The organism is Streptomyces sp. TRM68416 (genome assembly GCF_014596915.1).
Lineage (GTDB): Bacteria > Actinomycetota > Actinomycetes > Streptomycetales > Streptomycetaceae > Streptomyces.
Genome location: NZ_JACVWU010000097.1, coordinates 1 through 553, shown reverse-complemented (window position 1 = coordinate 553; position 553 = coordinate 1). Strand labels below are relative to the sequence as shown.

Below are 553 nucleotides of genomic sequence, written 5' to 3'. Positions count from 1 at the left end.
GTCGCCGTCACGGCGGGGAGCGGGACGGTCACCGTCCCTGCGGAAGCCGCCGCGGTCGTCACGGCGCTCGGGGCGGGCGTCACGGCGGTCATCACGACGGAAGCCACCGCGGTCCCCGCGGTATCCGCCCCGGTCACCCCGGTCGCCGCGGTCACCACTGTCCCGTCGCCGCTGGTCGCGCTCCGGTCGGTCGTCGGGAGAGTTGGTGGGCATGGGTGGCTCCTGTCTTCGGTACCGCAAGTCATTCTCGCGCAGCCGGGTACCCGGCGCGCTTCGGGTGGTGCTTGTCCCGGAAAAACGAAAGGACCCCTGGTCCCAGCTGAACGCTGGTGACCAGGGGTCCTTCCCAAAGATTGTTCGGCGGCGTCCTACTCTCCCACAGGGTCCCCCCTGCAGTACCATCGGCGCTGTGAGGCTTAGCTTCCGGGTTCGGAATGTAACCGGGCGTTTCCCTCACGCTATGACCACCGAAACCCTAATGGTTTCGAGCGAACAAGCACACTCTGTAGTTGTACGTTCAGCTCAAACCGGCAACGGTCGTTGCCTCAGAACT

General features: G+C 66.0%; 1 protein-coding gene and 1 rRNA gene. Both read right to left on the bottom strand.

All coding sequences use genetic code 11. The annotated features are described in order from the left end of the window. On the bottom strand, positions 1-213 hold a 213-nt coding region (locus ICC28_RS41035; protein ID WP_223190811.1), incomplete at its 3' end, for a hypothetical protein. Positions 214-355: 142 nt separating this feature from the next. After that, positions 356-472, bottom strand: a 5S ribosomal RNA gene (rrf, locus tag ICC28_RS40095). Between the last annotated feature and the right edge of the window lie 81 nt (positions 473-553).